The organism is Mesorhizobium sp. M4B.F.Ca.ET.214.01.1.1 (assembly GCF_004791545.1).
Lineage (GTDB): Bacteria > Pseudomonadota > Alphaproteobacteria > Rhizobiales > Rhizobiaceae > Mesorhizobium > Mesorhizobium abyssinicae.
Genome location: NZ_SRUX01000309.1, coordinates 1 through 279 on the forward strand (window position 1 = coordinate 1; position 279 = coordinate 279).

General features: G+C 62.7%; 1 protein-coding gene. It reads right to left on the minus strand.

Annotation, left to right across the window (positions count from 1 at the left end; all coding sequences use genetic code 11):
* Nucleotides 1–26 precede the first annotated feature (26 nt).
* A partial coding sequence (locus tag EN857_RS34360; RefSeq protein ID WP_135897751.1) for a GNAT family protein occupies nt 27–279 on the minus strand: 253 nt, incomplete at its 5' end.

Genomic DNA, 279 nt, shown 5'->3' on the forward strand with positions numbered 1-279 from the left:
TAATTCCGGACCGGCGGGTCACGACGTCAACGCGCCCGCCATTGCTCCAGCGTCAGCGCATAGGTGACGTGCGGACGCAGATGGGGATGCGTCTCTGCGGGCACGCGGGGATGGTCGAAATCCCGCGAGGGATCACGTTTCAGCCCGATTCGCTCCATCACGGCGGTCGAACGGTGGTTGTTCCAGACAGCGAAGGAGACGATTTCCGGCGTCTCCTTTTCGTCAAAGGCCATCACGAGCAGCGACTGCGCCGCTTCGGTGACATAGCCATGTCCCCAG